This is a genomic window from Streptomyces sp. NPDC040622 (assembly GCF_055593965.1).
Genome location: NZ_JBVIXD010000002.1, coordinates 24,845 through 51,172, shown reverse-complemented (window position 1 = coordinate 51,172; position 26,328 = coordinate 24,845). Strand labels below are relative to the sequence as shown.

26 protein-coding genes are annotated in these 26,328 nt (G+C 71.0%); 10 read left to right on the top strand and 16 right to left on the bottom strand.

Translation table 11 applies throughout. The annotated features are described in order from the left end of the window. Nucleotides 1-65 precede the first annotated feature (65 nt). From ACZ592_RS04590 to hemL, 9 genes are all read right to left on the bottom strand, one after another. The gene (locus ACZ592_RS04590; RefSeq protein WP_471580055.1) at nucleotides 66-986 is read right to left on the bottom strand and encodes a CU044_5270 family protein; all 921 of its coding nucleotides are present in this window, start codon (nucleotides 984-986) and stop codon (nucleotides 66-68) included. After that, nucleotides 983-1,597, bottom strand: coding sequence for an RNA polymerase sigma factor (locus ACZ592_RS04585; RefSeq protein ID WP_471580704.1), 615 nt, complete (start codon nucleotides 1,595-1,597; stop codon nucleotides 983-985). Before ACZ592_RS04585 ends, ACZ592_RS04590 begins: the two co-directional genes overlap by 4 nt. Nucleotides 1,598-1,746: 149 nt before the next feature. Beyond that, complete coding sequence (gene ccsB, locus ACZ592_RS04580) at nucleotides 1,747-2,844, bottom strand: c-type cytochrome biogenesis protein CcsB (RefSeq protein ID WP_471580054.1); 1,098 nt, start codon at nucleotides 2,842-2,844, stop codon at nucleotides 1,747-1,749. Then, nucleotides 2,841-4,607 (bottom strand): cytochrome c biogenesis protein ResB, encoded by a 1,767-nt coding sequence (gene resB / locus ACZ592_RS04575; RefSeq protein WP_471580053.1) that lies wholly within the window; start codon nucleotides 4,605-4,607, stop codon nucleotides 2,841-2,843. Before resB ends, ccsB begins: the two co-directional genes overlap by 4 nt. A gap of 3 nt (nucleotides 4,608-4,610) precedes the next feature. After that, complete coding sequence (locus ACZ592_RS04570) at nucleotides 4,611-5,375, bottom strand: cytochrome c biogenesis CcdA family protein (protein ID WP_471580052.1); 765 nt, start codon at nucleotides 5,373-5,375, stop codon at nucleotides 4,611-4,613. Next, complete coding sequence (locus ACZ592_RS04565; RefSeq protein WP_471580051.1) at nucleotides 5,375-6,010, bottom strand: TlpA family protein disulfide reductase; 636 nt, start codon at nucleotides 6,008-6,010, stop codon at nucleotides 5,375-5,377. Before ACZ592_RS04565 ends, ACZ592_RS04570 begins: the two co-directional genes overlap by 1 nt. Nucleotides 6,011-6,119: 109 nt before the next feature. Further along, the gene (locus ACZ592_RS04560; RefSeq protein ID WP_471580050.1) at nucleotides 6,120-7,343 is read right to left on the bottom strand and encodes a polysaccharide deacetylase family protein; all 1,224 of its coding nucleotides are present in this window, start codon (nucleotides 7,341-7,343) and stop codon (nucleotides 6,120-6,122) included. A 249-nt stretch (nucleotides 7,344-7,592) separates the two neighbouring features. Next, nucleotides 7,593-8,285, bottom strand: a complete 693-nt coding sequence (locus ACZ592_RS04555; protein ID WP_471580049.1) for a histidine phosphatase family protein — start codon at nucleotides 8,283-8,285, stop codon at nucleotides 7,593-7,595. Further along, nucleotides 8,282-9,607, bottom strand: a complete 1,326-nt coding sequence (gene hemL, locus ACZ592_RS04550) for a glutamate-1-semialdehyde 2,1-aminomutase (RefSeq protein ID WP_471580048.1) — start codon at nucleotides 9,605-9,607, stop codon at nucleotides 8,282-8,284. The genes ACZ592_RS04555 and hemL overlap by 4 nt, the downstream gene beginning before the upstream one ends. 164 nt (nucleotides 9,608-9,771) lie before the next feature. Here hemL and ACZ592_RS04545 point away from each other — a divergent pair, with 164 nt between their 5' ends. Next, nucleotides 9,772-10,380: a hypothetical protein gene (locus ACZ592_RS04545; RefSeq protein ID WP_471580047.1), complete on the top strand. Its 609-nt coding sequence runs from the start codon at nucleotides 9,772-9,774 to the stop codon at nucleotides 10,378-10,380. A 28-nt stretch (nucleotides 10,381-10,408) separates the two neighbouring features. Here the strand turns inward: ACZ592_RS04545 and ACZ592_RS04540 are convergent, their stop codons facing one another. The 3 genes from ACZ592_RS04540 to ACZ592_RS04530 form a co-directional block, all read right to left on the bottom strand. Beyond that, entirely contained in the window at nucleotides 10,409-10,999 is a 591-nt protein-coding gene (locus ACZ592_RS04540) for an FMN reductase (protein ID WP_471580046.1), read from the bottom strand. Then, nucleotides 10,996-12,105, bottom strand: coding sequence for an LLM class flavin-dependent oxidoreductase (locus ACZ592_RS04535; protein WP_471580045.1), 1,110 nt, complete (start codon nucleotides 12,103-12,105; stop codon nucleotides 10,996-10,998). Before ACZ592_RS04535 ends, ACZ592_RS04540 begins: the two co-directional genes overlap by 4 nt. A 394-nt stretch (nucleotides 12,106-12,499) precedes the next feature. After that, nucleotides 12,500-13,159, bottom strand: coding sequence for a TIGR03086 family metal-binding protein (locus ACZ592_RS04530; protein WP_471580044.1), 660 nt, complete (start codon nucleotides 13,157-13,159; stop codon nucleotides 12,500-12,502). An 89-nt stretch (nucleotides 13,160-13,248) separates the two neighbouring features. Between ACZ592_RS04530 and ACZ592_RS04525 the strand changes: the two genes are divergently transcribed. Then, nucleotides 13,249-14,178 (top strand): DUF6597 domain-containing transcriptional factor, encoded by a 930-nt coding sequence (locus ACZ592_RS04525; protein ID WP_471580043.1) that lies wholly within the window; start codon nucleotides 13,249-13,251, stop codon nucleotides 14,176-14,178. A 48-nt stretch (nucleotides 14,179-14,226) separates the two neighbouring features. Further along, nucleotides 14,227-14,739, top strand: coding sequence for a GNAT family N-acetyltransferase (locus ACZ592_RS04520; RefSeq protein ID WP_471580042.1), 513 nt, complete (start codon nucleotides 14,227-14,229; stop codon nucleotides 14,737-14,739). A gap of 39 nt (nucleotides 14,740-14,778) precedes the next feature. Here ACZ592_RS04520 and ACZ592_RS04515 read toward each other — a convergent pair whose 3' ends face one another. After that, a complete protein-coding gene (locus tag ACZ592_RS04515) occupies nucleotides 14,779-15,096 on the bottom strand; it encodes a hypothetical protein (RefSeq protein ID WP_471580041.1) in 318 nt (105 codons plus the stop codon). Between the two features lie 423 nt (nucleotides 15,097-15,519). Here ACZ592_RS04515 and ACZ592_RS04510 point away from each other — a divergent pair, with 423 nt between their 5' ends. From ACZ592_RS04510 to ACZ592_RS04500, 3 genes are all read left to right on the top strand, one after another. Beyond that, nucleotides 15,520-15,855 carry a YnfA family protein gene (locus ACZ592_RS04510; protein WP_471580703.1) on the top strand — a complete coding sequence of 112 codons (336 nt, stop codon included), beginning with the start codon at nucleotides 15,520-15,522 and terminating at the stop codon, nucleotides 15,853-15,855. A 226-nt stretch (nucleotides 15,856-16,081) separates the two neighbouring features. Next, on the top strand, nucleotides 16,082-16,846 hold the full coding sequence (locus ACZ592_RS04505; protein WP_471580040.1) for an SDR family NAD(P)-dependent oxidoreductase: 765 nt from the start codon (nucleotides 16,082-16,084) through the stop codon (nucleotides 16,844-16,846). Between the two features lie 2 nt (nucleotides 16,847-16,848). Beyond that, complete coding sequence (locus ACZ592_RS04500; RefSeq protein WP_471580702.1) at nucleotides 16,849-17,058, top strand: hypothetical protein; 210 nt, start codon at nucleotides 16,849-16,851, stop codon at nucleotides 17,056-17,058. A 32-nt stretch (nucleotides 17,059-17,090) separates the two neighbouring features. Here the strand turns inward: ACZ592_RS04500 and ACZ592_RS04495 are convergent, their stop codons facing one another. Then, nucleotides 17,091-18,284, bottom strand: coding sequence for an RtcB family protein (locus ACZ592_RS04495; protein WP_471580039.1), 1,194 nt, complete (start codon nucleotides 18,282-18,284; stop codon nucleotides 17,091-17,093). 181 nt (nucleotides 18,285-18,465) lie between these two features. On the opposite strand from ACZ592_RS04495, the gene ACZ592_RS04490 reads away from it, so the two are divergent. The 3 genes from ACZ592_RS04490 (at nucleotide 18,466) to ACZ592_RS04480 (ending at nucleotide 22,161) form a co-directional block, all read left to right on the top strand. Next, entirely contained in the window at nucleotides 18,466-19,410 is a 945-nt protein-coding gene (locus tag ACZ592_RS04490; RefSeq protein WP_471580038.1) for a DUF3558 domain-containing protein, read from the top strand. 144 nt (nucleotides 19,411-19,554) lie between these two features. Further along, complete coding sequence (locus ACZ592_RS04485; RefSeq protein WP_471580037.1) at nucleotides 19,555-20,493, top strand: DUF3558 domain-containing protein; 939 nt, start codon at nucleotides 19,555-19,557, stop codon at nucleotides 20,491-20,493. A gap of 183 nt (nucleotides 20,494-20,676) precedes the next feature. Further along, nucleotides 20,677-22,161: a DUF2637 domain-containing protein gene (locus tag ACZ592_RS04480; RefSeq protein WP_471580036.1), complete on the top strand. Its 1,485-nt coding sequence runs from the start codon at nucleotides 20,677-20,679 to the stop codon at nucleotides 22,159-22,161. Nucleotides 22,162-22,198: 37 nt separating this feature from the next. Here the strand turns inward: ACZ592_RS04480 and ACZ592_RS04475 are convergent, their stop codons facing one another. Both ACZ592_RS04475 and lysS read right to left on the bottom strand, forming a co-directional pair. Beyond that, nucleotides 22,199-22,411 (bottom strand): hypothetical protein, encoded by a 213-nt coding sequence (locus ACZ592_RS04475; RefSeq protein WP_471580035.1) that lies wholly within the window; start codon nucleotides 22,409-22,411, stop codon nucleotides 22,199-22,201. 192 nt (nucleotides 22,412-22,603) lie between these two features. After that, nucleotides 22,604-24,364: a lysine--tRNA ligase gene (gene lysS, locus ACZ592_RS04470; RefSeq protein WP_471580034.1), complete on the bottom strand. Its 1,761-nt coding sequence runs from the start codon at nucleotides 24,362-24,364 to the stop codon at nucleotides 22,604-22,606. Nucleotides 24,365-24,509: 145 nt separating this feature from the next. Between lysS and argS the strand changes: the two genes are divergently transcribed. Next, complete coding sequence (argS, locus tag ACZ592_RS04465; RefSeq protein ID WP_471580033.1) at nucleotides 24,510-26,270, top strand: arginine--tRNA ligase; 1,761 nt, start codon at nucleotides 24,510-24,512, stop codon at nucleotides 26,268-26,270. The last annotated feature ends 58 nt before the right edge of the window (nucleotides 26,271-26,328 follow it).

Sequence of the window (26,328 nt, the reverse complement as noted above, 5' to 3'; positions counted from 1 at the left end):
GACCCGGTACGTCCCGTTCCGCACTCCTGACACCCTGGGGCGTCACGTTCCTTACGGGCGCTGTCCTACGGGCGCTGTCCCGCCTTGTCGACGATGACGCGCTCCAGGACGGCCGTGTGGGCGGTCACCGTGCCTTTCTCGAACCCCGTCGGCAGGTCCTCGACCGCCACCTGCCGCTCGCCGAGGAACTGCTTGGTCCTCCTGTCGAAGATCAGCTCCTGCCGTTCGCCGTCGTTCTCGCGGGCGATGGCCACGCCGTGGCGCCCCGCCGCGTCCACCGCGTCCTCGCGCACCTCGACCCCGGGGATCTTCGACGCGGCGAGGTAGAGCGCGGCGGCCTGCTTCGGGGGCATCAGGCCGCCGCAGAGGTCACCGACGAGCACGAAGGCGTTCTGGTCCTTGCTCTCGCCCCCCGAGGCCACCCGGTACAGCCAGTCCCGCATGTTGACCGGGTCGGTCGGCAGCTTCTGCAGGCTGCGGTAGTGGGAGTCGCCCTCCACCAGGGGCAGGTCCGGCGGCATGCGCTCGTGGTCGAAGCCGTCGACCCGGTCGTTCACCACCTCCGTGTGCCTGCCGTCCACCGACTTCCAGTACTCCCTGACGTGCGGGGGCTGGATGCGGGACTTCTCGTCGCTGCCCGTCTCCATGTACCGCTCCTTGGTCCTGACGTACTCGAACTGGTCGTCCCGCAGGTCCTTCGGTCCTGGCTGCTTCTTCGCCGCCGCGGCGATCTCCTCCAGCATCCGCACCGTCTCCTTCGACGGCGGTTCCGCCTGCGCCGCGCGGTCGCCGAACGGCGAGGCGACCAGCACGGCAGCCGCGACGGCCACGGCCACGGCTCCCGCGACCAGTGCGGGCCTGAACCAGATCTGCGCGTTCCGCCGCGGCGCGGGCGCCTTCTCGTGCTGCCGGATCTCGGTCAACAGGTGCTCCTTGAGCAGGTGATGACGGCCCGGCGGAAGGTCGCGCTCGGGAAGTTCGTTCATCGGTTTCCCTCCCTGATGGGCCTGCCCGCGGACGTGCTGGGCCTGACCGCGGACGTGCGGTCCCCTCTCACCTGTCCGCCCCTCTTGGCGGGTTCCACGGCTTTCGCGAGTTTCGCGCGGGCCCGGGAGAGGCGGGAGCGCACCGTGCCGACCGGGATGCCGAGGGCGGCGGCGGCCGAGACGTAGTCGAGCCCCGACCAGACGCACAGGGCGAGCACCTCGCGCTCCGGCCGGCGCAGCTTCGCCAACGCGGCCCGGACGAGGGCCAGCTGGTCCGTGTCGTCGATGCGCGCGGCGAGCTCGTCCGCGAAGTCGGCCACCACCTCGTCCCTCGGCAGCCGGGCGACGGCGGCCGCGTGCCGGCGCGCAGCCCTGCGCGTGTTGCGCGTGACGTTCGTCGCGACGCCGAGCAGCCAGGGCCGCAGCGAGCCGCCCTCCGCGTCGACCCTGCCGCGCAGCCGCCAGGCGTCCAGGAAGGTCAGGGACACGATGTCCTCGGCCTGTGCCCAGTCGCCGGTGAGGCGGTAGGCGTGGTTGTAGACGGAGCGCGCGTACGCGTCGAAGAGCTCGCCGAACGCGTCGGCGTCCCCGTCCCTGATCCGGACCCGCAGCACCCGGTGCCGCTCGCGCCGCTCCTGCCGCTCCGGGCCCCGCTGTTCCCCCTGGTTCGTCTCCACACCCTCTGACTGTCCGTACGACGAAGGCCGGTTCCCGTGACCTGGGTCACGGGAACCGGCCCGACGAGGCGGCGGTACGAGGATCAGACCCCGGCGTACGAGTGCTTGCCGGTGACGAAGATGTTCACGCCGTAGTAGTTGAACAGCCAGCAGCCGAAGGCGATCAGCGCCAGGTAGGCGGCCTTGCGGCCCTTCCACCCGGCGGTCGCGCGGGCGTGCAGGTAGCAGGCGTAGGCGACCCAGGTGATGAAGGACCAGACCTCCTTGGGGTCCCAGCCCCAGTAGCGGCCCCACGCGTCGCCCGCCCAGATCGCGCCCGCGATGATCGTGAACGTCCACAGCGGGAAGATCGCGGCGTTCAGGCGGTAGGAGAACTTGTCGAGCGAGGCCGCCGAGGGCAGCCGCTCCAGGACGGACGTGGCGAACTTGCCGGGCTGTCCGCCGTTCTGCAGCTTGGACTCGTAGCTGTCCCGGAAGAGGTAGAGCAGGGTGCCGACACCGCCGACGTAGAACACGGCACCGCAGAAGATCGCGGTGGAGACGTGGATCCACAGCCAGTACGAGTGCAGGGCGGGGACCAGCTGGTCGCTGGAGGTGTACAGCACGGTGACGGCGAGACCGAGGTCGAGCAGGACCGTCGTGACCAGCGGAAGGCCGAGCCAGGCGATGTTCTTCTTCAGCGCGAGCAGCACCAGGTACACGGCGACGGCGACCGTGGAGAAGGTGATGCTGAACTCGTACATGTTGCCCCACGGCGCACGCTGCACCGACAGGGCGCGGGTGAGCACGCCGCCGAACTCGAGGAGGAAGGCGAGGACGGTGAGCGAGACGGCGATGCGGCCGTACAGGTCGCCCTTCTCGTCGCCGCCGGACGCGCCGGGTCCGTCCGGCACGTCACGCGTACCGGCCACGGACCGGGTGACGACCTGGGGCCGTTCCAGGGTGGCGGTGCCGCCCTTGGCCTTGACGGTGACGTCGGGCGCGGCCGCGGCCGCGCCGGCCTTGCTCGGCGTCAGCGCCGCCGCCGTGCGGGCGACCTTGCTGCGGCTGCCGAAGAGCCACTCCGCCATGTGCGCGAAGAACGCGAGGAGGTAGACGGCCATCGCGGAGTAGATCAGCACGTTGCTGATGTGCGCGAGGTTCTCGTTGGGCTCGGCGGCCAGGGTGGCGGCGAGATTCACTTCTCAGCCCCTTCGGCAGGTACGGCATCGGGCTCGGAGTCGGAGCCGGAGGCGGCTTGCGCGTCCGGGTCTGGCACGGGCGCACTCGGCGCCCGGTCGTGGAGGTGGGCGGCGAGCCGGGAGAGTTCCTCGGGCACCTTCGCGGACTCGCTGCGGCCGAGTCCCGCCATCTCGACGACGGTGACGCCGTCGGCGCCCTTGACCGCCCGCACCCACACGCGGCGGCGCTGGATGAACAGGGAGCCCGCGAGGCCGGCGACGGCCGCGATCGCGCCGCCCAGCGCCCAGCCGGTGCCGGGCTGCTGGGAGATCTGGAAGGTCGCCCACTCCTTGAGGTTCTTCTCGAAGGTGATCGACCCCGCGCCGTCCGGCAGGTTCATGGTCTCGCCGGGCCGCAGCCGCTGCTTGAGCAGCTCACCCTTGGCGTCCTTGAACTTCTGCATCTTGCGGGTGTCCAGCTGGTACACGTTCTGCGGGACACCGGCGTCGACGCCCAGGCTGCCGTGGTACGCGGACAGCGCGAGCACCGGGTACTGGGCGGCGGGGAACTGCGAGAACATCTGCCCCTTGCCCACGCCCGCGAAGGTCGGCACGAAGAAGGCGTTGAACCCGAGCTGGTCCCGCTTGCCGTTCTTGTCGCGGTAGCCGTCCATCACCTTGATGGCCCCGGTCGCGGTGCCGTTCTGGTCGATGGGCAGCACCGGCACGGACGCCTGGTAGACGATCTTTCCCTTGCCGTCGCGGACGGTGACGGCGGGGGCGAAGCCGTGGCCGATGAGGTAGACCTTCGAGCCGTCGACCTCCAGCGGCTTGTTGACCTCGATCGACTTCTTCTTCTCGGCGCCGTCGGGGCCCTCGGAGTAGGTGACGTCCGCCCGGTAGGTGCGGGGGGTGCCGCGGTTGGGGCCCGACTTCTCGTACGTACCGACGAACTTGTCGAGCTGGAAGCTGAACGGCGCCAGGCCCTCGGTGTCGAAGAGGCTGCCGGACTTGAAGTCGTCGTACTGGCTGAGGGTGTTGGCGAAGCCGTCGCCCTCCATGACCAGCTTGCCGCCCTCGGACTTGAAGAGCTGTCCGGCGGCGAAGGCGAGCAGCATCACGATCAGCGCGATGTGGAAGAGCAGGTTGCCGGCCTCGCGCAGATAGCCCTTCTCGCCGGCGACCGAGCCGCCCGCGCCGGAGCCCGCGCCGGAGCCCGCCGTGTGCACGCGGAAGCGGCGCTCCTTGAGCATCGTGAGCGCGGCGTCGTGCACCTGCTCGGGCTCCGCCTCGGTACGCCACGTCGTGTACGCGGGAAGGCGCGTCAGCGACCTGGGGGCGCCCGGCGGGCGGCTGCGCAGCTGGCCGACGAACTGCCAGGTGCGCGGCACGATGCAGCCGATGAGGGAGACGAACAGGAGGATGTAGATCGCGGAGAACCACACCGAGCTGTAGACGTCGAAGAGCTGCAGCTTGTCGTAGAGCGGGCCGAGCGTGGTGTGCCGGTCCATGAAGTCCTGGACCTTGAGCTCGTCGACGTTGTTCTGCGGGATCAGTGAGCCCGGGATCGCGCCGAGGGAGAGCAGCAGGAGCAGGATCAGCGCGACCCGCATCGAGGTGAGCTGCCGCCAGAACCAGCGCGCCCAGCCGATGACGCCGAGCCGGGGCATGTTGGGCGGCTCTTCGCGTTCGCGCGGGGCGGTCGAGAGCTTGGCGCCCGCGGCGCCGAGGTCGTTCTCCGCGCCGGCTCCGGCCGTCTCTTCGGGAGCTTCGGTCTTGCTCATGGATCAGATCCCCACCGTGTAGCCACTGGACCAGACCTGCATCTGCTGCACGATGCTGTCCCACACGCCGGTGACGAGGAGCAGCCCGGTCGCGATCATCATGATGCCGCCGATGCGCATCACCCAGACGTAGTGCCGCTTCACCCAGCCGAACGCGCCGAGCGCCTTGCGGAAGGCGACGGCCGCGAGGATGAACGGGACGCCGAGCCCCAGACAGTACGCGACGCTCAGCAGCGCGCCGCGTCCCGCGCTCGCCTGGTCGAGGGAGAGCACACTGACCGCGGCGAGCGTCGGGCCGACGCAGGGGGCCCAGCCGACGGCGAACAGGGCGCCCAGTATCGGGGCGCCCGCGAGGCCGACGGCGGGCTTCTTGTGGAACCGGAACTCCCGCTGGGAGATCTTCGGCATGAGCCCCATGAAGAAGAAGCCGAGCACGATCATCACCCCGCCGAGCACCCGGGTGACGATCGCCTGGTTGTCCTGGAGGGTCCGCCCGAACTCCCCGAACAGCGCCCCGTACGAGACGAAGACGACGGTGAAGCCGAGGACGAAGAGCCCGGAGCCCGCGACCATCCGGCCCCGCTTGGCCTCGGCCATGTCCTGGCCGCTGACCCCGGTGACGTAGGAGAGGTAGCCCGGCACGAGCGGCAGCACGCACGGCGAGAAGAACGAGACGAGACCGCCGAGCAGGGCGATGGGCAGCGCCAGCAGGAGCGCGCCGCTCATGACGGTCTGGTTCGGTCCGCTGATGGCGGCGAGAGTGGACATCACTTCTCCGCGAGGACCGGGTCGATCATCTTGCGCAGCTTCTCTTCGTTCAGCGGCTGCTGCGAGCGGGCCGCGATCTTCCCGTCCCGGTCGATGACCAGCGTGGAGGGAATGAAGTTCGGGTTGAGCGAGCCCTTGGGGAAACGCAGCATCAGCTTCCCGCTCGGGTCGTGCAGGCTCGGATAGGGAACCTTGTGTTCCTTCTCGAACTGGACCGCGGGGCCCCGCTCGGGGTCACGGGTGTTGATGCCGACGAACTCGACGCCCTTGGACTTCGTCTCGCCGGCGACCTTCACGAAGTTCGGCGCCTCGGCCCGGCACGGGGCGCACCAGGAGCCCCAGACGTTGATGACGACGATCTTGCCCTTGTAGTCCTCGGCGATGTTCAGCTTCTTGCCGTCGAGGGTTTCGCCGTCGAGTGCGGGGCTCGCCTTGCGGTCCGCCTTCTTGACGGTGGCGATGCCGTCGGAACCGGCGACGAAGTTGGTGTTTCCTGAGCCGCCCGAGGTGCCGCCGGAACTACAGGCGGACAGCGCCAGCGCGGCGACCGCGGCTCCTGCGGTGAGCAGGGCAGCACGGCGGCGACGGTGACTGCTGCTATCGGTGCGGTATGGGGCACGGCGGGCAACACTCATGTGAAAAGTTTCGCATGTCCGTATCGGCGATCTTCCGCGCCCCCTCCGCGGGGGGAACAGCCCAGGCGACCGGGCCGGACGCTGGGCCCGGTCGCCTGACCGAAGCGTTCTACCGGCTGAGGCCCTTCCAGCCGCCGGCCGGCTGCTGGCCGACCTCAAGGCCCTGGAGCTGCGTGAGGACCTTCGGGTCCTGCACGTCGAGCCAGTCCACGAACTGCCGGAAGGAGACGAGGCGCACGTCCTTCTTTCCCGCGATGTGCTTCAGGGCCTCTTCCACGGCATCCATGTAGATGCCGCCGTTCCACTCCTCGAAGTGGTTGCCGACGAAGAACGGCGCGCGGTTGCTCTCGTAGGCCCGCTTGAATCCGGCGATGTACGCCTCGGTGGCCTGCTTGCGCCAGCCCGGGTAGTTGGCCGGCGGCGCCTTCGTGGAGTTCTTCGACTGGTTCGCGAGGATGTTGTAGTCCATCGAGAGGACCTCGAAGGAGTGCCCGGGGAAGGGAATGCCCTGCAGCGGCAGGTCCCAGACGCCCATCTTCTTCTGCGGCCACTTCTGGCGGCCGCCGGGCGAGGACGCGTCGTAGCGCCAGCCGAGCTTCTTCGCCGTCGGCAGCAGGTTGTCCTGGCCCAGCAGACAGGGCGTGCGGCCGCCGACGAGTTCCTTCTCGTAGTCGAAGGGCAGCGACGGCAGATCGGTCCAGCCGGTGTTCGTACGCCACTTCTTCACAAAGGACTTGGCCTGGTCGATCTCGTCCTGCCATTGTGCGGACGTCCAGTTGGCCACCGAACCCGTGCCCGCGCAGAAGTGCCCGTTGAAGTGCGTGCCGATTTCATGGCCTTCGAGCCAGGCCTGCCGGACGTACTTCAGGGTGTCCTTGATGTGACCGTCGGTGAGATAGCCGATGTCGGACGCACCGACCGCGTTGTTCGGCGGCCGGTACATGCGCTTCTTCGATTCCGGCAGCAGATAAAGCCCGGAGAGGAAGAACGTCATGTGCGCGTTGTGGTCCTCGGCGAGCTTCAGAAAGCGCGGGAACAGTCCGTTCCCGACCTCGCCCGCGCCGTCCCAGGAGAAGATCACGAACTGCGGCGGCGTCTCGCCCGGCTCCAGCGGAACGGGCTTGCCCGGCTGGTGGGGCTGCTTACCGGTGTAGGCGGTCGACCCGTCACCGATCGGCTTGGCCGGCTGTTTCCCCGCGCCGCCCGCTCCGTCCCCGGCCTTTCCCGCGGACGACGAATCGCCGCCGCCCCCGGTGCCGCATGCCGCAAGTCCGAGAGCGGCGGCCGTACCCGCTCCCAGTCCGAGCATTCCCCTGCGGCTGATGTCGCGCATTCCATCCCCATTCGTCGCGCCCTTGGGTCCGTTCCTGCTCTATTTGCCGTGCAAGAGGGACGACCTGTTAGAGGGCGCGACGAACACCGGGGTTCCGGTAAGTCGCACTTATTTACGGTGCTTTACCTGGGATGGACATACAGTCGCGACGCGATTACGCCTCGTCGACATTCGAGGGAGTGCCCCGAAAAACACAGAGGGTGTTTACCCCGAAACGCAAGGGCCGTTCGGCCAGGAAATCGGAACGCTTCACGCCCCGAATGCCTTGCTCTTGCCCTTCACCGGCTTGGCACCCGCGAGGAGGTGCGCGGGCACCAGATCACGGGCCGGCTCGCTGTACCCCACCGACACGATCTTGTCGCCGCGGTAGGTGAACGTCGTCAGGGAGGCGAGCGTGCACTGCCGCTTGCGCGGGTCGTGCCACAGCCGCCGCTTCTCCACGAAGCTGCGCACGATCCAGATCGGCAGCTGGTGGCTGACGCACACCGCCTCGTGCCCGCGCGCCGCGTCCTTCGCCGCGTCCAGGGCGCCCATCATCCGCACGACCTGCTCCACGTACGGCTCGCCCCAGGACGGCTTGAAGGGGTTGACGAGGTGCTTCCAGTTCTCGGGGTTCTTCAGCGCGCCGTCGCCCACCCCGAAGGTCTTGCCCTCGAAGACGTTGCCCGCCTCGATCAGACGGCCGTCGCTCGCGAGGTCCAGGCCGTGCGCCTTGGCGATCGGCGTGGCCGTCTCCTGGGCGCGGTCCAGCGGCGAGGCCACGACGTGCGTGACGTCGCGCCGGGAGAGGTGCTCGGCGACGCGGTCGGCCATCTGCCGGCCGAGCTCCGAGAGGTGGTAGTCGGGCAGCCGCCCGTACAGGATCCCCTCGGGGTTGTGCACCTCGCCGTGGCGCATCAGATGGACGACGGTCAGCTCGTCGCCCGCCGGGGTGCCGGTCATGCGGTGGCCTCCGTGGCTTCCGCGGCCGCGCGCGCGGCACCCGGCAGGGCGGCGGCGATCCGCTCGATCGCCCGCTCGTCGTGAGCGGTGGACACGAACCAGGACTCGAAGGACGAGGGCGGCAGATAGACGCCCTGCGACAGCATCGAGTGGAAGAACGCGGTGAAGCGGAAGGAGTCCTGCGCCTTCGCCTCCTCGTAGTTGCGCACCTCGCGGTCGGTGAAGAAGACGGTGAACATGTTCGACGCGTTCTGCACCCGGTGGGCGACGCCCTCCTTGGCGAGCGCGTCGGACACCAGCGTGCGCAGCTGTGCGGAGACCGCGTTGACCTTCTCGTAGGCGGCGTCGTCCAGCAGGCGCAGCTGGGCGAGGCCCGCGGCCGTCGCGACCGGGTTCCCGGAGAGCGTGCCCGCCTGGTAGACCGGGCCCGCCGGGGCGAGGTGCGCCATGACGTCGGCGCGGCCGCCGAAGGCCGCGGCCGGGAAGCCGCCGCCCATGACCTTGCCGAAGGTCATCAGGTCGGGCGTCACGCCGTCGACGCCGTACCAGCCGGCCTTCGACGTACGAAAGCCCGTCATCACCTCGTCGGAGATGTACAGCGCGCCGTTCTTGGCGCAGGCCGCCTTGAGGCCCTCGTTGAAGCCCTCCCGCGGCGGTACGACGCCCATGTTGCCCGGCGCCGCCTCGGTGATGACGCACGCGATCTCACCGGGGTGCTTGTGGAACGCCTCGTGCACCGCTTCGAGGTCGTTGTACGGCACGACGATCGTGTCGCCGGCCTGGGCGCCGGTGACGCCCGGCGTGTCCGGAAGCCCGAGCGTGGCGACGCCGGAGCCCGCGGCGGCGAGCAGCGCGTCGACGTGGCCGTGGTAGCAGCCGGCGAACTTGATCACCTTGGCGCGGCCGGTGAAGCCGCGCGCCAGACGGATGGCGGACATGGTCGCCTCGGTGCCGCTGGAGACGAGCCGCACCTGCTCGACGGGGGTGACGCGGGCCACGATCTCCTCGGCGAGCGCGACCTCGCCCTCGCCGGGCGTGCCGAAGGAGGTGCCGCGCGAGACGGCCTCCTGCACGGCGGCGATCACCTCGGGGTGGGAGTGCCCGAGGATCATCGGACCCCACGAGCACACGAGGTCGACGTACTCGCGGCCGTCGGCGTCAGTCAGGTACGGACCGGTACCGGACACCATGAAACGGGGCGTACCACCCACAGCGCGGAACGCGCGCACGGGAGAGTTCACACCGCCGGGCGTCACGGCCGCCGCACGGTCGAAGAGAGTCTGCGAAACTGGGGCGCTATACGGGAAGCTCACACGAGCCATGGTGTCAGAGGGTCCGGACATCCTGCGGACAGGTGTTTCACTCCACGTTTTAGCGGGTGAACGTGGGGGAGGTCACTGACACGATGATCGGGTTGCGTGGCGGGGGCCGCGAGGCCTAGAAAAGACAGGGCCGTGCCGCCCTGGAAAAGCAGTCGGGTGGAGATATGCATCGCGGTGGCGGACTGGGCGAGGGGACCGACGGCCTGGGCCCGCGGCGTGCCCGGCGGGGCAAGCACCGACGCGAGGCGGAAGCGGAACCCGCGCAGGCGCCCGACCAGGCGCGCGGCCGGGCCGGTGAGTCCCGGCAGGACCGGGTGAGCAGCAGAGGTGGCGGGGTGGGGGTGACGTACAAGTACTTCGGCGCCCCGGACGGCGCGACCGCCGCCCGCGTACCGATCTCGATGCGCCCCGAGGAGCTCGGCGGCGACGAGCTCGGCATGGGCGGGATGTTCACGAAGATCAAGCCGGAGACGATGGCCGCGATGGTCCTGACCGGCATCGAGGGCATACCCCTGCACAAAGTGCCCCCACTGGAACTGGTCGTCCTGCACCCCGACTACGCCGTGGTGAAGCTCCCCATGACCGTCGTCGACCCGCTGCGCGGCATCGGCGAGGAGTCGGTGGGCGCCGCGGCCTTCATCTGGTCCACCGTCCCGGACCGCGGCGGCCCGCGCGACGCCTTCAACGTCTACCGGCTCCTCCACGAGTGGCAGGATTTCAGCCACCGTCTGCACGACGCGGGCCACCAGGCGTACTGCCTGGTCTGGCCCTGACCCCGCGCCGCTCCCCGTCCGGCTTCCCTTACTTCCCCCGCAGCGCGGCGAGTTGCCGCTCGAAGGGGACGACCGGGGGCAGCTCGGGACCGGCGTCCGCCGTCGGCCGCATGAGCCGCGCCAGTTCGGCGCCGGCCCGGTCCACCCGCTCCGCGAGGCCCTCCGCGCCCCAGTCCTCGGACGCCGCGTACACGCCGGTCGGGACGACGACGGCCCGCAGGTACGCGAAGAGCGGGCGCAGCGCGTGGTCCAGGACGAGGGAGTGTCGTCCCGTGCCGCCGGTCGCGGCGAGAAGGACCGGCGTCCCCGCGAGCGCGTCCTTGTCGAACCCGCTCACCGCGTCGAAGAACGACTTGAACAGCCCGCTGTAGGACGCGGAGAAGACGGGGGTGACGGCGATCAGGCCGTCGGCGCCGGCCACCGCGTCGATCGCGGCGCCCAGGGCGGGGCCGGGGAACCCGGTGGTCAGGCTGTGCGCGATCTCGACGGCGAGGTCGCGCAGTTCGACGACCTCGATCCGTACGTCGGCGGCGCTCGCGACCGCCGCGGCGAGGCGGTCGGCGAGCAGCCGCGTGGAGGAGGGCACGCTCAGTCCCGCGGACACGACGACGAGCTTCACGCGGACACCTCTTCCCCGGCCTCTTCCCCGGCCTCTTCGGCGGCGGCCACGCGCGCCGCGTGGGTGGGCGCGTCCGGCACCGCGGCCGGGCGGTTCTTCGCGAACTCCTCGCGCAGCACGGGGACGACCTCCTCGCCGAGGATGTCGAGCTGCTCCAGGACGGTCTTCAGGGGCAGCCCCGCGTGGTCCATCAGGAACAGCTGGCGCTGGTAGTCCCCCACACTGTCGCGGAAGGACAGCGTCCGCTCGATGACCTGCTGCGGGGAGCCCACGGTGAGCGGGGTCTGCGCGGTGAACTCCTCCAGCGAGGGACCGTGCCCGTACACCGGCGCGTTGTCGAAGTAGGGGCGGAACTCCCGCACCGCGTCCTGGGAGTTCCTGCGCATGAACACCTGGCCGCCGAGTCCGACGGTCGCCTGCTCGGGCGTGCCGTGCCCGTAGTGCGCGTACCGCGACCGGTACAGGTCGACCATCTTCTTCGTGTGCTCGGCGGGCCAGAAGATGTTGTTGTGGAAGAAGCCGTCGCCGTAGTACGCGGCCTGCTCGGCGATCTCCGGCGACCTGATGGAGCCGTGCCAGACGAAGGGCGCGACACCGTCCAGGGGCCGGGGCGTCGAGGTGAAGGACTGCAGGGGCGTACGGAACGTGCCCTCCCAGGTGACGACGTCCTCGTCCCAGAGGCGGCGCAGGAGCGCGTAGTTCTCGACGGCGAGGTTGATGCCCTGGCGGATGTCCTTGCCGAACCACGGGTAGACCGGGCCGGTGTTGCCCCGCCCCATCATCAGGTCGACGCGCCCGTCCGCGAGGTGCTGGAGCATCGCGAAGTCCTCGGCGATCTTCACCGGGTCGTTGGTGGTGATGAGGGTGGTGGAGGTGGAGAGGACGAGCCGCTCGGTGCGGGCGGCGATGTAGCCGAGCATCGTGGTCGGGGACGACGGCACGAAGGGCGGGTTGTGGTGCTCGCCGGTCGCGAAGACGTCGAGCCCGACCTCCTCGGCCTTGAGCGCGATGGCGACCATCGCCTTGATGCGCTCGCGCTCGGTCGGGGTGCGGCCGGTGGTCGGATCGGCGGTCACGTCACCGACGCTGAAGATCCCGAACTGCATGACTGGCTCACTCTCCACGGCTGTCGACCAGCTGCCGACAATTTGTTGACTGTTCAACTATACCCGTGGAACGAGGATGGGGGGCGGGGTATTCCCGGGGGTGAGGGTGTCCGGTGCCGGGCGGCGAAAGCGGGGACGGGGAGCCGGGTGCCGGGAGGAGGCGCCGGGTGCCGGGGGGGGCGCCGGCGAGCGCCGGGTGCCGGAGGGCAGACGCCGGGTGCCGGAGGGCAGACGCCGGGTGCCGGAGGGCAGACGCCGGGTGCCGGAGGGCAGACGCCGGGTGCCGGGGCGGGCGCCGGGTGCCGGGGCGGGCGCCGGGTGCCGGGGCGGGTGCCGGGTGCCGGGCGCCCCCACCCCGGGGCGCCGCCTCCCCTCTCCCCCCGGCCCCCCGGGCCTACCGCTTCCAGTGCGGGTCGCGGCCCGTCGTCGCGAGGAGGCGGTCGAAGGCGGACGCGTTCTCGTCGGCCAGCGGCACGGCCTCTCCGAAGACGCCCCTCTCGCGGGCCATCGGAGCCATGCCCTCGACCGCTTCGGTCAGCCGCAGCACGACGGCGTCGTCGCTCTCCCCGCCGCCGTTCCCGTCCCCCGGCCGGTACTCCTGGCCGGTCGCGCGGGCCAGGTCCCACGCGTGCACGGTCAGGTCGAGCAACGCCATGCAGCCGACGGTCCCGGCCGGCATGTCCATCGCGCCCGTGGTCCCCTCGTCGGCGCCGGGCTCGCCCCACGCGCGGACGAGCTTCTCCGCCTCCTCGACGAAGCGCTCCCGCCAGCCGTCCCCGATCTCGGCGAGGTGGTCGGGCGTGGCCGAGAAGTCGGAGTTCCGCTTGGCGGCCAGTTCCTGGAACTGGACGACGACATGGAAGAGGTGGTTGACCAGCGCCCGCACGTCGTAGTCGGCACACGGCGTGGGATCGCCGAGGCGGTCGTCGGGAAGGGCACGGACGACGGGGGCGGCGCGCTCGACGGCCAAGGCGAGCAGGTCGCTGATCCGGAGGGCGGAGTCGGAGGCGGGGGCGGAGTCGGAAGCGGGGTCGGGGGTGCGTGAAGTGTCCATGGGACGACCGTACGAAGAGGACCCCGGCCACCTCTTGAACAAACGCGACACTCCCCGCGGACGCACACCGGCGGACCTACGATCCCTCCATGTCGGACGCACCTGCCACGCCGGACCCCGCCGCCACCCCGCAGCCGAACGCGGGCGCGAACTCGGACGCGGACGCGGAGAGCAACGCGACTTCGGACGCGCCGCGCCGCGACACCCGGGGCATCGTGGACGCGTCCGGCCTCCTCTCCAGGGTGCGCTTCCGCCGCCACACCCCCGCCGAGGCGCTGCGCCCCTACCTGGAGCACTACTGGCTGATCGACTGGGACCTCCCGGAGCCCTACGCCACCCACGTGGTCCCGCACCCCTCCGTGAACGTGGTCTTCCAGTCGTACGAGCTCCACGCGCGGTCCGAGGAGCACCCGCACCGCTTCGGCGAGGTCGCGGGCATCGGACTCGGCCTCTTCAGTACGAAGCTGGAGGGGCGCGGTCGGGTGTGCGGGGTGCAGTTCCGCCCCGGCGCCTTCCGTCCGTTCGCACCGGAGCACCCCGTGTCGGACTGGACGGGCCACCGGCTCCCCCTGTCCCGGGTCTTCCCGCACACCCCCGAAGAGGCGGCGGCCGCGACGGCGGCGATCCTCGCCCCCGCCGACGAGCACGCGCGTGTGGCGGCGCTCGACGCCTTCCTGCTGAGCCTCGCCCCCGAGCCCGACCCGCAGGCCGAGCTCGCGGCGGGGCTCGTGGACCGCATCCGCGGGGACCGCGCGATCCGGCGCGTGGACGCGTTCGCGCGGGCGGAGGGCATGTCCGTACGGGCGCTGCAGCGGCTCTTCTCCGCGTTCGTGGGCGTGGGGCCGAAGTGGATCATCCTGAGGTACCGCATCCACGAGGCCCTGGAGCGGGCCGAGTCGGAGTCGGACGTCGACTGGGCGGACCTGGCGGCCACCCTCGGCTACGCCGACCAGGCCCATCTCGTACGGGACTTCACGGCCACGGTGGGCGTGCCGCCGACGGCGTACGGGCCCCACTGAGGGTCGCCGCGAGAGGCCGTTGTCAGACCCTCCTCCTACGGTGGGGACATGGAGCGATCACAGCACCTCGCCATGCGCCTCGAACCCTGGTCGGAAGACGACGGCTTCGCCCTGCTGCTGCGTCTCAACACCCCGGAGATGACCGAGCACTTGGGCGGCCCCGAGGCCCCGGAGAAGGTCGCGGATCGCCACCGCCGCTACCTCGCGCTCGACGGCAAGGGGGAGATGTTCCGCATCATCCTGAACGGCCAGGTCGCGGGCTCGATCGGGTACTGGGAGACGACCTGGCAGGGCGAGCGGGTCTGGGAGACCGGCTGGGGCGTGCTGCCCGAGTTCCAGGGCCTGGGCGTCGCCGCGGGCGCGGCGCGGCTGGTGATCGAGAAGGCGCGGGCCGCGGACGGCCACGCCCACCTGCACGCCTTCCCGGCGACGGAGCACGGCGCGTCGAACGCGGTCTGCCGCAAGGCGGGCTTCACCCTGCGCGGCGAGGCGACGATCGAGTACCCCAAAGGGAACTGGCACGCCTGCAACGACTGGCGCTATGACCTGACCCCGAGCTGAGCGGCCGGATCCTGCCCCCTCCCCGTCACCAGCGGGCGGTCAGAAGTAGTAGGAGTCCCCGGTGTCGAGGACCAGCACGGCGTGGTCGTTGTTGCGCGGGTTCCGGTCGACGGCCCCGCCGTTCCAGTCCGTGCCGATCCGTACGGCCACCTCGCCCGGCCGACCCGCCACCCGCACCACGACCTCGACGGAGTCACCGACGCTGTCGGCGCCCAGCGCGCCCGTACGGCACAGCACGGTGGCCGGGCCCGAGCGCAGACACGCCTCCGGCAGCCGCCGCACCTCGGCGATCGGCAGCGACCAGCGCAGCCGCACGGTGGCGTCGGCGAGGTCGGAGGGCCCGTGATTCCGCGACACGAACCGAACCCGCACGATCCCGCCGCGCACGGACGCCTCCCCATGAAAGGCGAGGTCGGCCTCCCGCTCGTCGGGCACGGGCCGGCCCACCGCCCGGCCGCCGGGCACGGCGCTCCCGCCGTGCCGCACCTGCACGATCCCGGCGACGGCGTCACCCGCACCCGCACCCGCACCCGCAGCGAACCCCACACCCCCGCCGAGCCCCACAACCACGCCGAGCCCCACCCCCAGCCCCGCCGCGGCCACACCCACCCGCCGTACACCCGCTGGACCCGCTACACCCGCACGAGGAACCCGCACAGCAACCTCCACCCTTCGCCCGCCGCCCGCCACACCGACCGGAGCTTTGCGCACCGTGCCCCGATCTATGCCACCGCGCCGCCCGAGAACACCGCGGGCACCCCCCATGCCACCCTGTTGACCATGCTCGTCGCCCGCTCCGCCGCCCTCTTCGTCGTCGCCGCCCTCTTCGAGATCGGCGGCGCCTGGCTCGTCTGGCAGGGCGTGCGCGAGCACCGGGGCTGGGCCTGGATCGGCGCGGGCGTCATCGCGCTCGGCCTCTACGGCTTCGTGGCCACGCTGCAGCCCGACGCGGAGTTCGGGCGGATCCTCGCCGCGTACGGCGGCGTCTTCGTCGCGGGATCGATCGCCTGGGGGATGGTCGCGGACGGCTACCGGCCCGACCGGTGGGACGTCGTCGGGGCGCTGATCTGCCTCGCGGGGATGGCCGTGATCATGTACGCCCCGCGCGGCGACTGACTCGTCCGACGACCGGCCTCGCACGACGGCCGGCCCCACGCCCGTGCCGGCTCCCCGTCCCGGGCCCCCACCCGTACGCGCCGCCGGCCCCGCGAACCGCACGCATATCCTGGCCGGTGGGCCGATCCCACCGGCCGGCCGCGCCCACCGGCCACGCCGGCCCCGTACCGGCGCACCGCACCACCGCACCACCCCAGCCGATCCCGCACCGCCCGAGGAGTGCCCCATGACCGCCGCCGCCACCCGCATCGCGATCATCACCGGCGCGAGCAGCGGTATCGGTGCCGCCACCGCCCGCGGCCTCGCCGCCGCCGGTTACCGCGTCGTCCTGACCGCGCGCCGCAAGGACCGCATCGAGGCGCTCGCCGCCGAGCTCACCGAGGCCGGGCACGACGCGGTCGCGTACGCGCTCGACATCACCGACCGCGCCGCGGTGGACACCTTCGCGACGGCCTTCAAGAAGATCGCCGTCCTGGTGAACAACGCGGGCGGCGCGCTGGGCGCGGACCCGATCGCCACCGGCGACCCGGCCGACTGGCGCCAGATGTTCGAGACGAACGTCATCGGCACGCTGAACGTCACCCAGGCCCTGCTGCCCGCGCTCACCGCGAGCGGCGACGGCACGGTCGTGGTGCTGTCCTCCACGGCGGGCCACGGGACGTACGAGGGAGGCGGCGGCTACGTGGCCGCCAAGCACGCCGAGCACGTCCTCGCCGAGACCCTCCGCCTGGAGATCGTCGGCACCCCGGTCCGGGTCATCGAGGTCGCCCCCGGCATGGTCAAGACGGACGAGTTCGCGCTGACGCGCTTCGGCGGGGACTCCGAGAAGGCCGCGAAGGTCTACGCGGGCGTCGCCGAGCCGCTCACCGCCGACGACGTGGCGGACACGATCACCTGGGCGGTCACCCGCCCGCCGCACGTCAACATCGATCTCCTGGTGGTCCGCCCGCGCGCCCAGGCCTCCAACACCAAGGTCCACCGGGACGCGTGACGATGACGCTCCCCGGCGACGACCCCGGCACACCGGCGTACACGGCCGACTCCCCCGACCCGCTCGAACGCCTCACGCACGAACACGAGTCGCGCCGCCTCGCCGAGGAGAAGAAGAACGAGCGGATGGTGTGGTGGTACCTGGCGTACTTCCTCTTCGGCATCCACCTCGTGGCGTTCGTCATGATCTACGCGGTCCGCCACGCGAAGTAGGCGTCCCGCCGCACGCCGGACCTGACCCCGGCTCAGCCCTTCACGCAGATGACCTGCTTCAGCTTCGCCACGACCTCCACGAGGTCGCGCTGCTGGTCGATCACCTGCTCGATCGGCTTGTACGCGCCGGGGATCTCGTCCACGACGCCCGAGTCCTTGCGGCACTCGACGCCCTGTGTCTGCTCCGCCAGGTCCTTCGTGGAGAAGCGCCGCTTCGCCGCGCCCCGGCTCATGCGCCGTCCCGCGCCGTGCGAGGCCGAGTTGAAGGACGCCGCGTTGCCGAGGCCCTTCACGATGTACGAGCCCGTGCCCATCGAGCCCGGGATGATCCCGTGGTCACCGCTGCCGGCCCGGATCGCGCCCTTCCGGGTGACCAGCAGGTCCATCCCGTCGTAGCGCTCCTCGCTGACGTAGTTGTGGTGGCAGGAGATCACCTCGCCGAAGGTCACCTTCGCCTTCTTGAACTCGCGGCGGATCACGTCCTGGGAGAGCGCCATCATCATGGCCCGGTTGTGCTTCGCGTACTCCTGCGCCCAGAACAGGTCGTGCCGGTACGCGGCCATCTGCGGGGTGTCGGCGATGAAGACGGCGAGATCGCGGTCCACGAGTCCCTGGTTGTGCGGCAGCTTCTGCGCCTGGCCGATGTGGTGGTCCGCCAGCTCCTTGCCGATGTTCCGGGATCCGGAGTGCAGCATGATCCAGACTGAACCGTCCGTATCGAGGCACAGCTCCCAGAAGTGGTTGCCCGCGCCGAGTGTCCCCATCTGCGCGGCAGCCCGCCCGCGGCGGAACTTGACCGCCTCCGCGACCCCCTCGAACCGCCCCCAGAAGTCGTCCCACCCGGACGTCGCCATGCCGTGGAAGCGGCCGGGCCCGACGGGGTCGTCGTGCATGCCGCGGCCCACCGGGATCGCCTGCTCGATCTTCGACCGGAGCCGTGAAAGATCACCCGGAAGGTCATTCGCGGTGAGCGACGTCCTGACCGCCGACATGCCGCAGCCGATGTCGACGCCGACCGCCGCCGGGCAGACCGCGCCGCGCATGGCGATGACCGAGCCGACCGTCGCGCCCTTGCCGAAGTGGACGTCCGGCATGACGGCCAGGCCCTTGATCCAGGGGAGCGTGGACACGTTCTGCAGCTGGCGCATCGCCGCGTCCTCGACCGAGGCCGGGTCCGCCCACATCCGGATCGGTACCTTCGCCCCGGGAACCTCTACATACGACATAACGTCCTCAATCCCCCGTAATCAACCACAAGCCCAGAAGCGCAAATACCGGCGCCAAGGTCAACGAAAGGGGTGACGGACCGGCGTCCACGGCAGCGCGTGCGATACACATTGTCTCCACCGGTCGCCCATCGGCGGCAACCGAATATCCAGGCAGAACCAGGTGAGAGGAGCCACCACGGTGCAGCGGAAGGCCAAGGCCTGTGTCCCCGGTGTCGCCGCACTCCTCGCGGTGGTGCTGGCCGGCTGCAGCGGCGGGTCCGGCCTCGGCGACGAGAGCGACGACTCCAAGCCGGGCGGCGGCGGCAGTTCCACCGCATCGGCGCAGCCCGGCAAGTACCGCACGCTCCCCGAGCCGTGCGGCGAGGTCGATCACGGCACCCTCGACGCGATGCTGCCCGGCATCCCGGAGATCGAGGACGCCGAGCAGCGCGAGAAGGCGTACGAGGGCACGCCCTCGGTGACGTACGACACCGACCGGCGCGTGGGCTGCAATTGGAAGATCCAGTCGTCCGACGCCTCCCACCACCTGCTCGTCGACTTCGAGCGCGTCGTCTCCTACGACGGCACGGTGAGCGACGACGCCCGCGCCGCCGAGGTCTACGCGGGCAAGCTGCGGGACGCGGGCCTGAGCCGGCCGCCCGGCAGCTCCTCCGAGGAGAGCGGCGGCGACGGTGAGTCCGGGACCCCCGAGGAGTCCGAGGGCGACGCGGCCCAGGGCGGCAAGAAGGGCAGGGCGGACGGGAGCGACGACGAGAAGGGCGCCAAGGGGAAGAAGGCGGACGGATACGAAGACGCCAAGGACGGCAAGGGCGGCAAGGGCTCCGGGAGCGCCGACGGCGAGCACGCGGCGGACACCGGCCGGCCCGTCACCCCGCCCCCCGGCCTGGAGCCCCGCACCCTCACCGACCTCGGTGACGAGGCGTTCATCGACGACATCCTCACCACCGCCGCCTCGGCCTCCCGTCACCGCACCGTGACTGTGGTGTTCCGCACGTCGAACGTCGTCGTGACCATCGAGTACGACGAGCAGCCGGGCCGTCGCACGGACGTCCCCGACAGCAAGGAAATGCAGGACAAAGCGCAGGAACTGGCCGACACGCTGGCAGGCGAGTTCGACGAGTGAGGGGCGGCCGGCGCGCTCGCGCAGGGGGGTCCCGCTCCCCTGAAGCGGAGTCGCCCGCCGTCCCATGCGCGTACCGTGGCCCCCCGGACCCGACGACGTCACGAGACGAACTGGACGTCACGAGACGAACAGAGTGAAGGAACCATGCACCGACCTGCACAGCGAAAGCGACAGCTCCGCAGCCGCCTCCTCGTCTGCGCGGCCGCCGTACCGGCCATCCTCGTCGCCGGCTGCTCCTCCGACTCCGGCTCCGACGACGGATCCGACGGCGCCAAGAAGGACTCGGGCGCCAAGGCGTCCGCGTCGGCCAAGGCCGGCGACAAGGCCGCGAGCGTGGAGAAGGCGGCGTACGCGACGCTTCCCGAGCCCTGCAAGGTCCTGTCGAAGAAGACGCTCGAGGACCTGGTGCCGAAGGCGAAGGACGCCTCGGGCAAGGCCGGCACGTCCAGCGACACGGCCCTGCGCGGCAGCTGCTCGTGGGACAGCCTCGACAACAACGGCGTGGACGGCTCCCAGTTCCGCTGGCTGCGCGTCTCGCTGCTGCGTTTCGAGTCGGACTCCTCCCTCGGCAGCGGCGCCAAGCGCGCGCAGGACAGCTTCGCCAAGCAGGTCGAGGACGCCCAGGCGACGAAGGACGCGAAGAACGTCAAGGCGGAGCCGGTCAAGGGCATCGGCCAGCAGGCGACGCTCGTGCGGTACGACCTGAAGAAGGACAAGGACACCTTCAAGCAGCAGACGCTGGTGACCCGCGTGGAGAACGCGATCGTCACCGTCGACTTCAACGGTGCGGGCCTCGCGGGCGACAAGGCCCCCGACACCGGCAAGCTGTCGAAGGACGCGGAGAAGGCGGCGAAGGAGGCCGCCGACTCGGTCGTCAACGCCAACATCGGGGGCGGCAAGGCGTCGGACGACCCGAGCCCGAGCAAGAAGCCGAAGTCGGACGACTCCAAGTCCGGTGACTCCAAGTCCGGTGACTCGAAGTCCGGTGACAAGAGCGACGACTCCAAGTCCACGCCGGACGACAGCAAGTCGAAGGACACGGACAAGGCGAAGGACAAGGACAAGGACACCGCCAAGTCCTGACGCCCGGCGCCTGACACCCTTTCGCCAACTGGGGCCCTGAGCAGGCACGTTGAAGGAGCCCGGTCCCGCGTGGGCCGGGCTCCCGGCGTACCGGCACACGGCTTCCCGCACGCGTGTGCCAGGCTGTCGCTCGCAACAAGCCGACAGAGGCCTTGAACAGGGAGGGGTTCGCGGGTGGCCGCGATGCAGCTGACACGCACGCACCGGATACTGATCGCAGTGGTCGTCGCCGGAGCGGTCGTCATCGCCGGGATCGGCTTCGCGGGGTCGTACGCGGCCGTGCGCGAACTCGCCGAGGAGAAGGGCTTCGGCGGCTTCTCGGTGGTCTTCCCCATCGGTGTCGACGCGGGCATCTGTGTGCTGCTCGCCCTCGACCTCCTGCTGACCTGGCTGCGCATCCCCTTCCCGCTGCTGCGCCAGACCGCGTGGCTGCTCACGGCGGGCACGATCCTCTTCAACGCGGCCTCCAGCTGGGGCGATCCGCTGGGCGTCGCCATGCACGCGGTGATCCCGGTGCTCTTCGTCGTCGCGGTCGAGGCGGCCCGGCACGCGGTGGGCCGCATCGCGGACATCACCGCCGACAAGCACATGGAGGGCGTGCGCCTCACCCGCTGGCTGCTCTCCCCCGTCCCCACCTTCAAGCTGTGGCGCCGCATGAAGCTGTGGGAGCTGCGCAGCTACGAGCAGGTCATCAAGCTCGAACAGGAGCGCCTCGTCTACCAGGCGCGCCTGCAGGCCCGGTTCGGCCGCGCCTGGCGCCGCAAGGCACCGGTCGAGTCGCTGATGCCGCTGCGTCTGGCGCGCTACGGCGTACCCCTGGCGGAGACGGCTCCGGCCGGCCTCGCCGCGGCGGGCATCGAGCCGGTACTGCTGCCGCCCGCGCCCACGACGGTCCCGCAGGTGCAGGGCGAGGGGTCGCGGCAGCCGCAGCTGACGGCGGGGCCCGCCGCGTCACCCACCGAGTCCGCCGAACCCGCCGGGCCCGCAGCTCCCGCGACGGCCGCCGAGGCCGCCGAGACCCCCGCGACCCCGGCGACCCCGGCGACCCCGGCGACCCCGGCGACCGGACAGCCCGCCCAGGACCCGGCCCACCAGGCCCCGCAGGAGCAGCTCCCGGTGGCCAACCACGCGAGCCCGTGGTTCGCCGCGCACACCGCTTCGTACGAGCCGGTGGCGCCCTACGACGAGTGGTACGCCGAACAGCAGCGCCGACAGGCGGCCGGTGAGGACCAGCAGGCTCAGCAGACCTACGAGCAGGCCCAGCAGGCGCAGCTCGCCTACGAGCGGCAGCAGGCCTACGAGCGGCAGCAGGCCTACGAGCAGCAGCAGGCGTACGACCAGCAGCACGGGCAGGTGCCTCAGCCCCACCCGGAGGCGGGTCCCGAGGGTCCCGAGTTCCCCGTGCCGACCGGCGCGGGCGGCACGCGTCCGCTGGGCGAGGGCATCCCGCAGCAGGAGCCGGTACCGGTGCCCGCTCCGTCCGACGAGGACCTGTACCAGGTGTTCCGGCACTCGATAGAGGGCGAGGGCATGCCGACCCCCGGGGCGTTCGCGGCCAACGCGGAGGCGGCCTTCGGGCTGCGCCTGCAGTCGCGCGAGCTGAACAACTACATGGACCGGTTCACGGCCCGCCTCGACAACGAGCTGATGGAAGACCACATCGCGTGACGCGGGACGTGCCGAGGCACGCGTCGGGGCCGGGTGCCTACCGGGCCCCGGCCTTGGCCCGCTTCCTGCCGGCCTCCCCGTAGAGCGCGAGCGCCGCGCCCACCACGAAGAGGACGACGTACAGGGGCGTGGGCACGTCCCACCAGTTCTTCAGCAGTCCCCAGGGCTCGTCGCCGAACGTCCGTCCGACGACACCGAGCGCGCCCTGGATTCCCACGATCCATCCGACGATGGCGATGATTTCTCTCATACGTCGATGATCGGCCCCGGCGCCGGGCCCCGCGTCCTGCCTCCGGCGGAATCCTCGGTAGTCCGAAGGATGCACCGGACGCGCCGGACGCGCCGGCATACGGCAGGGCCCCGCATACGGCAGGGCCCCGCATGCGGCAGGGCCCCGCTCCACCCGGAACGGGGCCCTGTTCGCGTACCGCCGCCGTCGGCGTCAGGCGGCGAGCAGCTTCCTGACGCGGTCGGCGCCGACCGCGAGCAGCAGCGTGGGCAGTCGCGGCCCGGTCTCCCGGGTCACGAGGAGGCGGTACAGGAGCGCGAAGAACGAGCGCTGGGCCCCCTTGATCTCCGCCGGCAGCTCCTTGGCCGTCGCGTCGGCCGAGAAGCCCGCCTGCACCTTCGGCACGCCGTACACGAGGTGCGTGAGGCCGTCCAGGGACCAGTGCGAGTCGAGGCCCTCCAGGAGCAGCCGCAGCGACTCGCGGCCCGCGTCGTCCAGGGAGGCCAGCAGCTCCGTGTCCGGCTCGGAGCGGACGATGGTGCGGGCCTCGGCCGGGACCTGGGTGGTGATCCAGTTCTCGGCGCGGTCCAGGCGCGGGCGGGCCTCGTCGAGCGAGGTGATCGGGTCGGCCGGGTCGAGGTCGCGCAGGATCCGCAGGGTCTGGTCCTCGGCGCCCGCGGTGATGTCGGCGACGGAGGCCAGCGTGCGGTACGGCAGCGGGCGCGGGGTGCGCGGCAGCTCACCGGCCGCGGTGCGCACGGCACGGCTGTGCGCGGCCGCGTCGGCGGGCAGCGCGGATCCGTCGGCGACCTTGGACTCCAGCTTGTCCCACTCGTCGTAGAGCCGCTGGATCTCCTGGTCGAAGGCGATCTTGAAGGACTGGTTGGGCTTGCGGCGGGCGTACAGCCAGCGCAGGAGCGGCGCCTCCATGATCTTCAGCGCGTCGCCGGGGGTCGGCACGCCGCCCTTGGAGGACGACATCTTCGCCATGCCGGAGATGCCCACGAAGGCGTACATGGGGCCGATGGGCTGCACGCCGTCGAAGATCTGGCGCACGATCTGGCCGCCGACGACGAAGGACGAGCCGGGCGACGAGTGGTCGACGCCGGACGGCTCGAAGATCACGCCCTCGTACGCCCAGCGCATCGGCCAGTCGACCTTCCAGACCAGCTTGCCTCGGTTGAACTCGCTGAGCCGGACCGTCTCGCCGAAGCCGCACGCCGTGCAGGTGTAGACGAGCTCGGTGGACTCGTCGTCGTAGGAGACGACGGTGGTCAGGTCCTTCTCGCAGCGCCCGCAGTAGGGCTTGTACGGGAAGTACCCGCCGGTGCCGCCGCTGCCGTCGTCCTCGGCGGCCGCGCCGGAGCCCTCCGCGGCCTCCAGCTCGGCCTCGTCGACGGGCTTCTGCGACTGCTTGCCGCCCTTGCCCGCCTTGGCCGGGTCCTTCTTGGTGCGGTACTGGTCGAGGATCGCGTCGATGTCGCCGCGGTGCTTCATCGCGTGCAGGACCTGCTCGCGGTAGACCCCCGCGGTGTACTGCGCGGTCTGGCTGATCCCGTCGTAGGCGACGCCGAGCTCGTCGAGCGCCTCGGTCATGGCCGCCTTGAAGTGCTCGGCCCAGTTCGGGTACGCGGACCCGGCGGGGGCGGGCACGGACGTGAGCGGCTTGCCGATGTGCTCGGCCCAGGACTCGTCGACGCCGGGGACGCCGGCCGGCACCTTGCGGTAGCGGTCGTAGTCGTCCCAGGAGATCAGGTGGCGGACCTCGTGCCCGCGGCGGCGGACCTCGTCGGCGACCAGGTGCGGGGTCATGACCTCGCGGAGGTTGCCGAGGTGGATCGGGCCCGAGGGGGAGAGTCCGGAGGCGACGACGACCGGTTTGCCCGGGGCACGACGCTCCGACTCGGCGATGACCTCGTCCGCGTAGCGGGAGACCCAGTCGGTGGTATCGGTGCTCTGAGCCACGATCGGCACGCCTTTCTTCTCTACGTGAGTACCGCTTGACGGAGCCATTCTCCCAGGTCGCCCCGTAACCGCGAAAACCGCTTTTCACCGCGTGGGATACTCGGTTTTCGTAGTTGCAGCAAGCCCAGGCACCCGAGCAGAACGGCACCCATTCATGGCCTCGGTCACGTCCCTCACCGCCTCCGTCCACCAGCGCCTCGCGGACGCCCTCTCGGCTGCCCTGCCGGAAGCGGGCGTCGCGGACCCGCTGCTGCGACGCAGCGACCGGGCCGACTTCCAGGCCAACGGCATCCTGGCGCTCGCCAAGAAGCTCAAGGGCAACCCGCGGGAGCTGGCCGCGCGGATCGTGACGGAGATCGACAACGGCGACCTGCTCGCCGACGTCGAGGTCTCGGGCCCCGGCTTCCTGAACGTGACGGTCACGGACAAGGCGATCACCGAGACGCTCGCGGCCCGTGCCGCGGACGGCGACCGGCTCGGCGTGCCGCTGAACCCGGACGCGGGCATCACCGTCATCGACTACGCCCAGCCGAACGTGGCCAAGGAGATGCACGTCGGCCACCTGCGCTCGGCCGTCATCGGCGACGCCCTGCGGCACATGCTGGACTTCACGGGCGAGAAGACGGTCGGCCGCCACCACATCGGCGACTGGGGCACCCAGTTCGGCATGCTCATCCAGTACCTGATCGAGAACCCCGACCAGCTGGCCCCGGCCGCCGACGTCGACGGCGAGCAGGCGATGAGCAACCTGAACCGGGTCTACAAGGCATCGCGCGCGGTCTTCGACGCGGACGAGGAGTTCAAGGAGCGGGCCCGCAGGCGGGTCGTCGCCCTGCAGTCCGGCGACAAGGAGACGCTCGACCTGTGGCAGCGCTTCGTGGACGAGTCGAAGGTCTACTTCTACTCGGTCTTCGAGAAGCTGGACATGGCGGTGCGCGACGAGGAGATCGTCGGCGAGTCCGCGTACAACGACATGATGGCCGAGACGGCGCGGCTCCTGGAGGAGTCGGGCGTCGCGGTCCGCTCCGAGGGCGCGCTCGTCGTGTTCTTCGACGACATCAAGGGCAAGGACGACAAGCCGGTCCCGCTGATCGTGCAGAAGGCGGACGGCGGCTTCGGGTACGCGGCCTCCGACCTCTCCGCGATCCGCGACCGCGTCCTCGGCCTGCACGCCACGACCCTGCTGTACGTGGTGGACGTGCGTCAGTCCCTGCACTTCAAGATGGTCTTCGAGGCGGCCCGCCGGATGGGCTGGCTGAACGACGACGTCACCGCGCACAACATGGGCTACGGCACGGTGCTCGGCGCGGACGGCAAGCCGTTCAAGACGCGTGAGGGCGAGACGGTGCGCCTGGAGGACCTGCTCGACGAGGCGGTGCAGCGCGCGGCCGAGGTCGTGCGGGAGAAGGCACGCGACCTGACCGAGGACGAGATCCAGGAGCGGGCCGCCCAGGTCGGCATCGGCGCGGTGAAGTACGCGGACCTGTCGACGTCGGCGAACCGCGACTACAAGTTCGACCTCGACCAGATGGTGTCGCTGAACGGCGACACGTCCGTCTACCTCCAGTACGCGTACGCCCGGATCCAGTCGATCCTGCGCAAGTCCGAGGGCGACACCGCGACCGCGCACCCGGAGCTCGAACTGGCCCCGGCGGAGCGCGCGTTGGGCCTGCACCTGGACGCGTTCGGCGATCTGGTCCTTGAGGCGTCGGCCGAGTACGCGCCGCACAAGCTGGCCGCGTACCTGTACCAACTGGCGTCGCTGTTCACGACGTTCTACGACCAGTGCCCGGTCATCAAGCCGCGCCCGGCGCAGGAAGTCGTCGAGAACCGGCTGTTCCTGTGCGACCTCACGGCGCGCACGCTGCACCAGGGCATGGAGCTGCTCGGCATCAGGACGCCCGAGCGCCTCTGAGGATCCGGGCGTCTCCGGCGGCCGCACGGCGAGGGCCCCGCACCCCTTTGGTGCGGGG

What these genes read in the sequence shown, in the direction of transcription:
- ACZ592_RS04535 (WP_471580045.1), bottom strand. Translation starts at nt 12,105, where the DNA reads ATGCAGTTCGGGATCTTCAGCGTCGGTGACGTGACCGCCGATCCGACC.
- argS (WP_471580033.1), top strand. Translation starts at nt 24,510, where the DNA reads ATGGCCTCGGTCACGTCCCTCACCGCCTCCGTCCACCAGCGCCTCGCG.
- ACZ592_RS04565 (WP_471580051.1), bottom strand. Translation starts at nt 6,010, where the DNA reads ATGAGTGTTGCCCGCCGTGCCCCATACCGCACCGATAGCAGCAGTCAC.
- ACZ592_RS04495 (WP_471580039.1), bottom strand. Translation starts at nt 18,284, where the DNA reads ATGTCGTATGTAGAGGTTCCCGGGGCGAAGGTACCGATCCGGATGTGG.
- ACZ592_RS04590 (WP_471580055.1), bottom strand. Translation starts at nt 986, where the DNA reads ATGAACGAACTTCCCGAGCGCGACCTTCCGCCGGGCCGTCATCACCTG.
- hemL (WP_471580048.1), bottom strand. Translation starts at nt 9,607, where the DNA reads ATGGCTCGTGTGAGCTTCCCGTATAGCGCCCCAGTTTCGCAGACTCTC.
- ACZ592_RS04560 (WP_471580050.1), bottom strand. Translation starts at nt 7,343, where the DNA reads ATGCGCGACATCAGCCGCAGGGGAATGCTCGGACTGGGAGCGGGTACG.
- ACZ592_RS04570 (WP_471580052.1), bottom strand. Translation starts at nt 5,375, where the DNA reads ATGTCCACTCTCGCCGCCATCAGCGGACCGAACCAGACCGTCATGAGC.
- ACZ592_RS04505 (WP_471580040.1), top strand. Translation starts at nt 16,082, where the DNA reads ATGACCGCCGCCGCCACCCGCATCGCGATCATCACCGGCGCGAGCAGC.
- ACZ592_RS04530 (WP_471580044.1), bottom strand. Translation starts at nt 13,159, where the DNA reads ATGGACACTTCACGCACCCCCGACCCCGCTTCCGACTCCGCCCCCGCC.
- ACZ592_RS04480 (WP_471580036.1), top strand. Translation starts at nt 20,677, where the DNA reads ATGCAGCTGACACGCACGCACCGGATACTGATCGCAGTGGTCGTCGCC.
- ACZ592_RS04510 (WP_471580703.1), top strand. Translation starts at nt 15,520, where the DNA reads ATGCTCGTCGCCCGCTCCGCCGCCCTCTTCGTCGTCGCCGCCCTCTTC.
- ACZ592_RS04485 (WP_471580037.1), top strand. Translation starts at nt 19,555, where the DNA reads ATGCACCGACCTGCACAGCGAAAGCGACAGCTCCGCAGCCGCCTCCTC.
- ACZ592_RS04545 (WP_471580047.1), top strand. Translation starts at nt 9,772, where the DNA reads ATGCATCGCGGTGGCGGACTGGGCGAGGGGACCGACGGCCTGGGCCCG.
- ACZ592_RS04555 (WP_471580049.1), bottom strand. Translation starts at nt 8,285, where the DNA reads ATGACCGGCACCCCGGCGGGCGACGAGCTGACCGTCGTCCATCTGATG.
- ACZ592_RS04520 (WP_471580042.1), top strand. Translation starts at nt 14,227, where the DNA reads ATGGAGCGATCACAGCACCTCGCCATGCGCCTCGAACCCTGGTCGGAA.
- resB (WP_471580053.1), bottom strand. Translation starts at nt 4,607, where the DNA reads ATGAGCAAGACCGAAGCTCCCGAAGAGACGGCCGGAGCCGGCGCGGAG.
- ACZ592_RS04500 (WP_471580702.1), top strand. Translation starts at nt 16,849, where the DNA reads ATGACGCTCCCCGGCGACGACCCCGGCACACCGGCGTACACGGCCGAC.
- ACZ592_RS04525 (WP_471580043.1), top strand. Translation starts at nt 13,249, where the DNA reads ATGTCGGACGCACCTGCCACGCCGGACCCCGCCGCCACCCCGCAGCCG.
- ACZ592_RS04475 (WP_471580035.1), bottom strand. Translation starts at nt 22,411, where the DNA reads ATGAGAGAAATCATCGCCATCGTCGGATGGATCGTGGGAATCCAGGGC.